At 48.9% G+C, this 6,055-nt stretch carries 5 protein-coding genes and 1 pseudogene; 4 read left to right on the forward strand and 2 right to left on the reverse strand.

Translation table 11 applies throughout. The annotated features are described in order from the left end of the window. Positions 1-110 precede the first annotated feature (110 nt). Positions 111-1,460: an MFS transporter gene (locus ACO0LC_RS26180; protein WP_423008717.1), complete on the forward strand. Its 1,350-nt coding sequence runs from the start codon at positions 111-113 to the stop codon at positions 1,458-1,460. A gap of 441 nt (positions 1,461-1,901) precedes the next feature. On the opposite strand, the gene ACO0LC_RS26185 is transcribed toward ACO0LC_RS26180, so the two are convergent. Next, positions 1,902-2,825 carry a prolipoprotein diacylglyceryl transferase gene (locus ACO0LC_RS26185; protein ID WP_423008719.1) on the reverse strand — a complete coding sequence of 308 codons (924 nt, stop codon included), beginning with the start codon at positions 2,823-2,825 and terminating at the stop codon, positions 1,902-1,904. 102 nt (positions 2,826-2,927) lie between these two features. Continuing rightward, a complete protein-coding gene (locus ACO0LC_RS26190; protein ID WP_423008721.1) occupies positions 2,928-3,605 on the reverse strand; it encodes a M949_RS01915 family surface polysaccharide biosynthesis protein in 678 nt (225 codons plus the stop codon). A 464-nt stretch (positions 3,606-4,069) separates the two neighbouring features. On the opposite strand from ACO0LC_RS26190, the gene ACO0LC_RS26195 reads away from it, so the two are divergent. The 3 genes and pseudogenes from ACO0LC_RS26195 to ACO0LC_RS26205 all read left to right on the forward strand — a co-directional run. Next, on the forward strand, positions 4,070-4,720 hold the full coding sequence (locus tag ACO0LC_RS26195) for a DUF2238 domain-containing protein (RefSeq protein WP_423008723.1): 651 nt from the start codon (positions 4,070-4,072) through the stop codon (positions 4,718-4,720). A 127-nt stretch (positions 4,721-4,847) separates the two neighbouring features. Beyond that, a complete protein-coding gene (locus ACO0LC_RS26200) occupies positions 4,848-5,063 on the forward strand; it encodes a hypothetical protein (protein WP_423008725.1) in 216 nt (71 codons plus the stop codon). Positions 5,064-5,216: 153 nt separating this feature from the next. After that, a pseudogene (locus ACO0LC_RS26205) lies at positions 5,217-6,055 on the forward strand (IS3 family transposase); the annotation flags it as partial.

The raw sequence follows: 6,055 nt of genomic DNA on the forward strand, positions 1-6,055 counted from the left end.
TGACATCCTATAACATAGTATAGTTTTAGATATATTTAATCCGACATTGGCATTAATCCATAGTGATGCTTGTATGCCATGCCGAAAAAAACATACAAACCGGAGACAGGATGGAAGCGCAAGCATTAGTAGCAGGCAGGCAGAACAGCCAGACACGCACGGGAACCCGCTGGGGTATCTTGCTGATTTTATTTATCGTAACGACCATCAACTATGCTGATCGTGCATCTATTTCTATTGCCGGGCCGGAGTTAAGCAAGAGCCTGGGCCTGTCATCTGTGCAGATGGGCTTTATCTTTTCAGCGTTTGCCTGGTCTTATGTGCTGGCACAAATCCCTGGTGGATGGCTGTTGGACAGATATGGTTCCAAGGGGACTTATTTCTTCAGTATCTTTCTGTGGTCATTGTTTACGATGCTCATGGGCCTCGTGGGCTTTTTGTCGGGTGCTGCGGCGATTGCCGTATTGTTTGCGCTGCGCCTGCTGGTTGGTGCGGCAGAGGCGCCATCGTTTCCGGGTAACAGCCGTATTGCGTCTGCCTGGTTCCCTGTCAGTGAACGCGGGCTGGCAGCAGCGATATTTAATTCTGCGCAATATTTTGCGACCGTGATTTTTGCGCCTTTCATGGGCTGGATAGTTCATCAATGGGCATGGCCCAGCGTCTTCTATGTCATGGGTTCTCTGGGTATCATGATGTCTGTGGTCTGGACGTTCAAACTGCACGACCCGCAAACGCATCCGCGCATCAATGCCGCAGAACTCCAGTACTTAAAAGATGGTGGGGCCTTGATTGATCTTGAGACTGCCCATCAGGTCAAAAAAACAGAGCAGCTTGATACTGCTTCCATCATCAAGCAATTGCTGTCCAACCGCATGCTGCTGGGGGTATATATCGGCCAGTATTGCATCAATACACTGACGTATTTTTTCCTGACATGGTTCCCGGTCTATCTGGTAACAGAGCGTCACATGACTATCCTCAAAGCGGGTTTCGTCGCTGCCATACCCGCCATCGCAGGCTTTATTGGTGGGGTACTCGGCGGTCTCATTTCTGACCGCATGATCAAGGCCGGTGTGTCTTTGTCCAGGGCCAGGAAAACACCTATCGTCATCGGCCTGCTGATGGCGATGAGCATGATCTTCTGCAATTACATCAGCACAGATGTGATCGTCATTGCGACCATGTCACTGGCATTCTTTGGCAAAGGCATAGGCGCCCTCGGTTGGGCTGTGGTATCTGACACAGCGCCAAAAGAAGCGGGTGGCCTCAGTGGTGCGCTGTTCAATACTTTTGGCAACGTCGCCGGTATTACTACACCCATCGTCATCGGTTATATCCTGCAAGCGACTGGTTCGTTTGCCGGTGCACTGGTTTTTGTCGCAGCCAATGCCGCCATCGCTATTTTTTGCTATGTGTTTATTGTCGGTGACATCAAGCGCATGGAATTCAAACCTGCCTGAGGCTAAAGGAAAAGAGGGTAGCGAATTCGCCAGAAGCTATCCTCAAAATTCCTTGTAAGGCTCGCGCTTTTTGAGCGGCATATAATTGTGCTTGTGCTCAAAGGCGAAAAGCTTGTCCTCAGACATTTTCTTCATTTTCCTTGCCAGATATTCCTGTATGGATTTTGATTGGCCAGCCCGGGTTATGAGGCAAACGCATCTCACCCTATTTATGAAATGACTTCTAAAGTACCCGCACTCAATAACATAGCGTTATTGGCACAGCCCGCATTACCAATTTTGGTTTGACTCCACGCGAGGGATGGCAATAAAAAAATCAGGAAAACGATTGAAGTCAGTTTCATATCTGGGACGTTGTCAGACATCAGGAATAAAAATATATTGTTAAGACAAACGCTAGCCAGGTGTCGATGTTAAGAATGGTATTGGTAGCAAGCCGGGCTACTTCGCCATTGCGTCTGTCACGGGCATTGCTGGCAAACGCTTGCGCAATATCAGCATACCTGCGAGCCCTGTAACAATCAGTGCACCAGAAATAAATTCTGCCTGCGTTGCATGAATACCTAAAATATCAAATACAGGATTGATGCGGATTTTTTCTATCAGCAAACGTTCTACGCCAGCCAGCAGCATATACAGGGAGAACAGCCATCCAGCCTGGAAAGCATTTTTCCTGAAAGTCCATAACAAGGCAAAGCAGGCCATACTCATCAAGACTTCATACATGGGCGTGGGATAGACGCCTGGAGCAGCAATGATTGCGCCAACGATATTGTTGTCATAGGTTTGTGCCCAGGCCCAGAGAGGCAACCAGTCTGGTTTGAGTGCCAGGTTCGCCACGCTGCCCCAGTCTCCATCACCCGATACCTGACAGCCTATGCGACCTATGGCATAGCCTAGCATCATCACCGGTGCCGCTGCATCCAGGGCGGGGCGTAGGGCTAATTGCCATCTCCTGAGATAGTACAGACCCACCAGCGTGCCTGCGATCAAACCTCCAAAAATACTCAGGCCAGAGGTCGTGAATATCATCGCCCATGGGTTAGCCATAAATTCATCGGTATGCTCAAGCAGATGAAATAGTCTTGCACCGGCGATACCGGTCAGCATGACGATCATGCTGAGATCTGCCACAATTTCTTGCGGTGGCACTTCAACAAAAGTGTAGGCTTTATTTTTGTCCTTGCGCCTTATCTTTGCAGCACCAATCTGACCATTATTGTACTTGCGCTGCAATTCATGCTTGAGTGCGGATGAGGCTGCCAGCATGGCGATGGCGACAAATAAGCCAAACATGGGCACAGGCAAAGGAAGAGAAATGCCGGACAGGCTGTACACGACATCGGTTAAATAAGGGAAAGCCATGTGATTCTTTGCTCAAAAATTAATCTCCATCTTAACATGAGGCAGCTTATCAGACTGCGACTTTCAGACTGATTTTTCATGCAGGGTCAGGAAAAACAGTCATTAGTTTCCTTTCGATTTTCTCGGCACAAATTGATAGCTATTATCAAAGCCGTATAAATTATCTTTATACATCCCTTCCATCTTCTTCACCAAATGCTTTTGTACGGATGCAGGTAGCGAGAAAAAATTCTCGGTCGCGGTAGTCTGTCGTTCACCATCGAGATTGCCTGTGATGGCACGTATGACGACTTTTTCACCTTTGTAGAACATGATGATCTTGATGCGACCTGAAAAAGCTTCGCGGTCTGTGCCAGCACCATCCTGCTTATAAAAGCGATAAACCAGGATGGGATCTATATTGCCATCCCTGTCTATATCACTGATTTCTGTCAGCTTGCTCCAGAATTCCATGCCAGCTTCTTCATTCTCGGCCCTGTCGCGTATGCTGATGATATTGCTCAGGGATTTATCGCTGGCAATCTTGAACAAATGGGCTTCCACGGCGCTGGAGAGTTTTTCAGATCCGTATGTTTTATCCTGTTTTTCCGTGAGGTAGAGTACATAATTACCGCTTTGATCGCCATAGCAATAATGCTTAAACACGGGAAAAACTATCTTCGATTTTTTCAGCGTGTCGGCATTGAGCCATGTCTTGTCTGTGCAGGTGGCTGCACTATTCTTGCCTTCGGCAAAGGCAAGAACAGGTAGCAAGAAAATGAGAGAGAGCAGGTTTTTCATCTAATACGTTAGCGTTTATATAGCTGCATAGCTTAACAAAAAATCTTGCGCAGGCAGCATTCTTTGTGAATGCTGCCGCTTCCACGGTCGCACTGGACATGGGCGAGCGCCTTTATCGCCATGTTCCGCCTCTACATGGGCATCACACCTAAGGCCTGACTGGAGAATAGATAGATCAGCCCGCGTAGGTGCGATTAGCCCAAGCGTAATCGTACGAATGTCGATTTCACTCTAGATGTATTTGCTGCTTTACACTTTGCATGCGTACGATTACGTTTCACTAATCGCACCTACGATGACTACAAGCAAAAAAAAACACCAATATGAGGACGGATACAGCATGCCTCTTCGGTTATGATGTGGGCCCGCGACTTGAGCGATGACACAGAATCATGAAGCTAGTATGAGCCCACAACTGCCGCCTGGCCTTTGTCTTACTGTCAGCATCCTTCTTTATCCCAATAATGAAACTCAGTAAAACCTCATCTTTCCTGTTTGCCCTTGCGGTATTTGCCATCAGCTGGATCAAGCCCATGTGGCCCTATGAACAAGCACTGCATAGTTCGCTTACGGTCCTGGGTCTGATCTTGCTCTGGTATTACGCCAGAAAAAATCCCATCAGCGATGCTAGTTTCTTGCTGATTTGCCTGTTCATTGCCGTTCATTGCGTGGCCGCCAGATGGCTATATTCAAACGTGCCTTATGACGCCTGGATCAAATCCCTGTTTGGCTTTTCCTTACAGGCCAGCATGGGCTGGAGCCGCAATCATTTCGACAGACTGGTGCATTTCATGTACGGCTTTTGCCTGGTGCCTGGCCTGGTAGAACAATTTCGCCATAAATACACGCCCAGGACCGGCTATTGCCTGACCCTGGCGCTGGCAGCCATCATGGTCACCAGCCTCTGGTATGAATGGTTTGAATGGCTGGTCGCCATCACCATGTCTGCGGAAGATGCCGAAGCCTATAACGGCCAGCAAGGCGATATCTGGGATGCCCATAAAGACATGCTGGCTGCGACCCTGGGGGCGCTGGTGTGGGTGCCGGTGTACCGGTATTGTAGTAAAGCTGCAGCCAAAGACAGCATGTCTGCAGCGATTAAAAAGATTTTTTGACGAGGGCTAGTCCTTGCTCCCAAGAACTAGCATGACAATTGTCATGCTAGTTTGCTGACAGTTGCTACTTATACAGGCTACCTGTTTCTCCTACACTGTAGTCTCAATCAAAAAACGAAAGGCAGTCATGTTAGACATACTCTCTTACTCTCAAATCGTCCCCCTCGGTGCATTTGTTGTCGCCATCGCCTACGCTATCTGCAATGCCTGGATCAAGACCAGCCAGCACGAAACCGAGCTGCAACAGCGCACGATGGAACACCAGGAAAAGATGAAGGCGATGGAACTGGAAATCGCCCGCAGTCAGGCAGCAATGACGGATAGAAAGAGTCAGCTAGCCTGAGCCGTGTATCATGCAATGTCGTGTGCGGGTCATGCTGCCTGGTAGGTACGATTAGCGCAGCGTAATCGTACGCATGTTGACTCATCCTAGGTGTGAGGTATCCTGACTTTTTCGGACATTCCTGTTTGTTAAAATAAACGATCAGGAGAAATAATGAAACAGAAAAAAAGATATACCCCGGAATTGCGGGAAGAAGCGGTGAAACTTGTATTGGCGCAAGGGTTGACACTAGAGGAAGCCGCATCTCGTATTGCCATTCCGAAAGGGACTTTAGTTGGTTGGGTGAATGCGGCTAAGAGTGGTCAGCCGCAGAAGACAGCCCCAGGAAGCCGCACAGTGCCAGAGCTCGAAGCGGAAGTTGCCAAACTACGCAAGGAGCTGGCTCAGGCCAAGATGGAGCGCGATATCGTAAAAAAGGCGGCAGCGTACTTTGCGCAGGAGTCGCTGCCAAATACGCGTTCATGAAGACCATGCGACTCGACTATCCCGTTGCCAGCTTGTGTCGCAGTTTTGGCGTCTCCCGTAGCGGCTTCTATGCCTGGCTAAACAGCGTCCCGTCGGAACGTGCCAAGGAGGATGAGAGTCTTAAACTGGCGATTACCGCAGTTCACAAGCAAAGCCGGGAGACTTATGGCCCACTACGTATGCAACCGGAGCTGGCAGCCCAAGGATTTAAAGCTGGTCGTGACCGCATTATCCGGTTGCGCAGGAAGTTGGCTTTACGTTGCAAACAGAAGCAGAAATTTAAAGCGACAACCAACTCGAATCACCAGCTTCCGGTAGCAGAAAATCTGCTGAACCAGACATTTGCTCCAGGCCGCCCAAATGAAGTATGGGTGACCGACATCACTTACATCAGCACTGGTGAAGGATGGCTTTATCTGGCAGGGGTCAAGGATGTCTATACCTGCGAAATTGTCGGCTATGCCATGGGAGAACGAATGACACAAGCCTTGACAGCAAAAGCACTGTGGAAGGCTGTCAGCAATAAA

The organism is Undibacterium sp. JH2W (assembly GCF_049340425.1).
Classification (GTDB): Bacteria; Pseudomonadota; Gammaproteobacteria; order Burkholderiales; family Burkholderiaceae_D; genus Undibacterium.

Coding starts and splice junctions, on each gene's coding strand:
- ACO0LC_RS26195 (WP_423008723.1), top strand. CDS start 4,070: ATGAAACTCAGTAAAACCTCATCTTTCCTGTTTGCCCTTGCGGTATTT.
- ACO0LC_RS26180 (WP_423008717.1), top strand. CDS start 111: ATGGAAGCGCAAGCATTAGTAGCAGGCAGGCAGAACAGCCAGACACGC.
- ACO0LC_RS26190 (WP_423008721.1), bottom strand. CDS start 3,605: ATGAAAAACCTGCTCTCTCTCATTTTCTTGCTACCTGTTCTTGCCTTT.
- ACO0LC_RS26185 (WP_423008719.1), bottom strand. CDS start 2,825: ATGGCTTTCCCTTATTTAACCGATGTCGTGTACAGCCTGTCCGGCATT.
- ACO0LC_RS26200 (WP_423008725.1), top strand. CDS start 4,848: ATGTTAGACATACTCTCTTACTCTCAAATCGTCCCCCTCGGTGCATTT.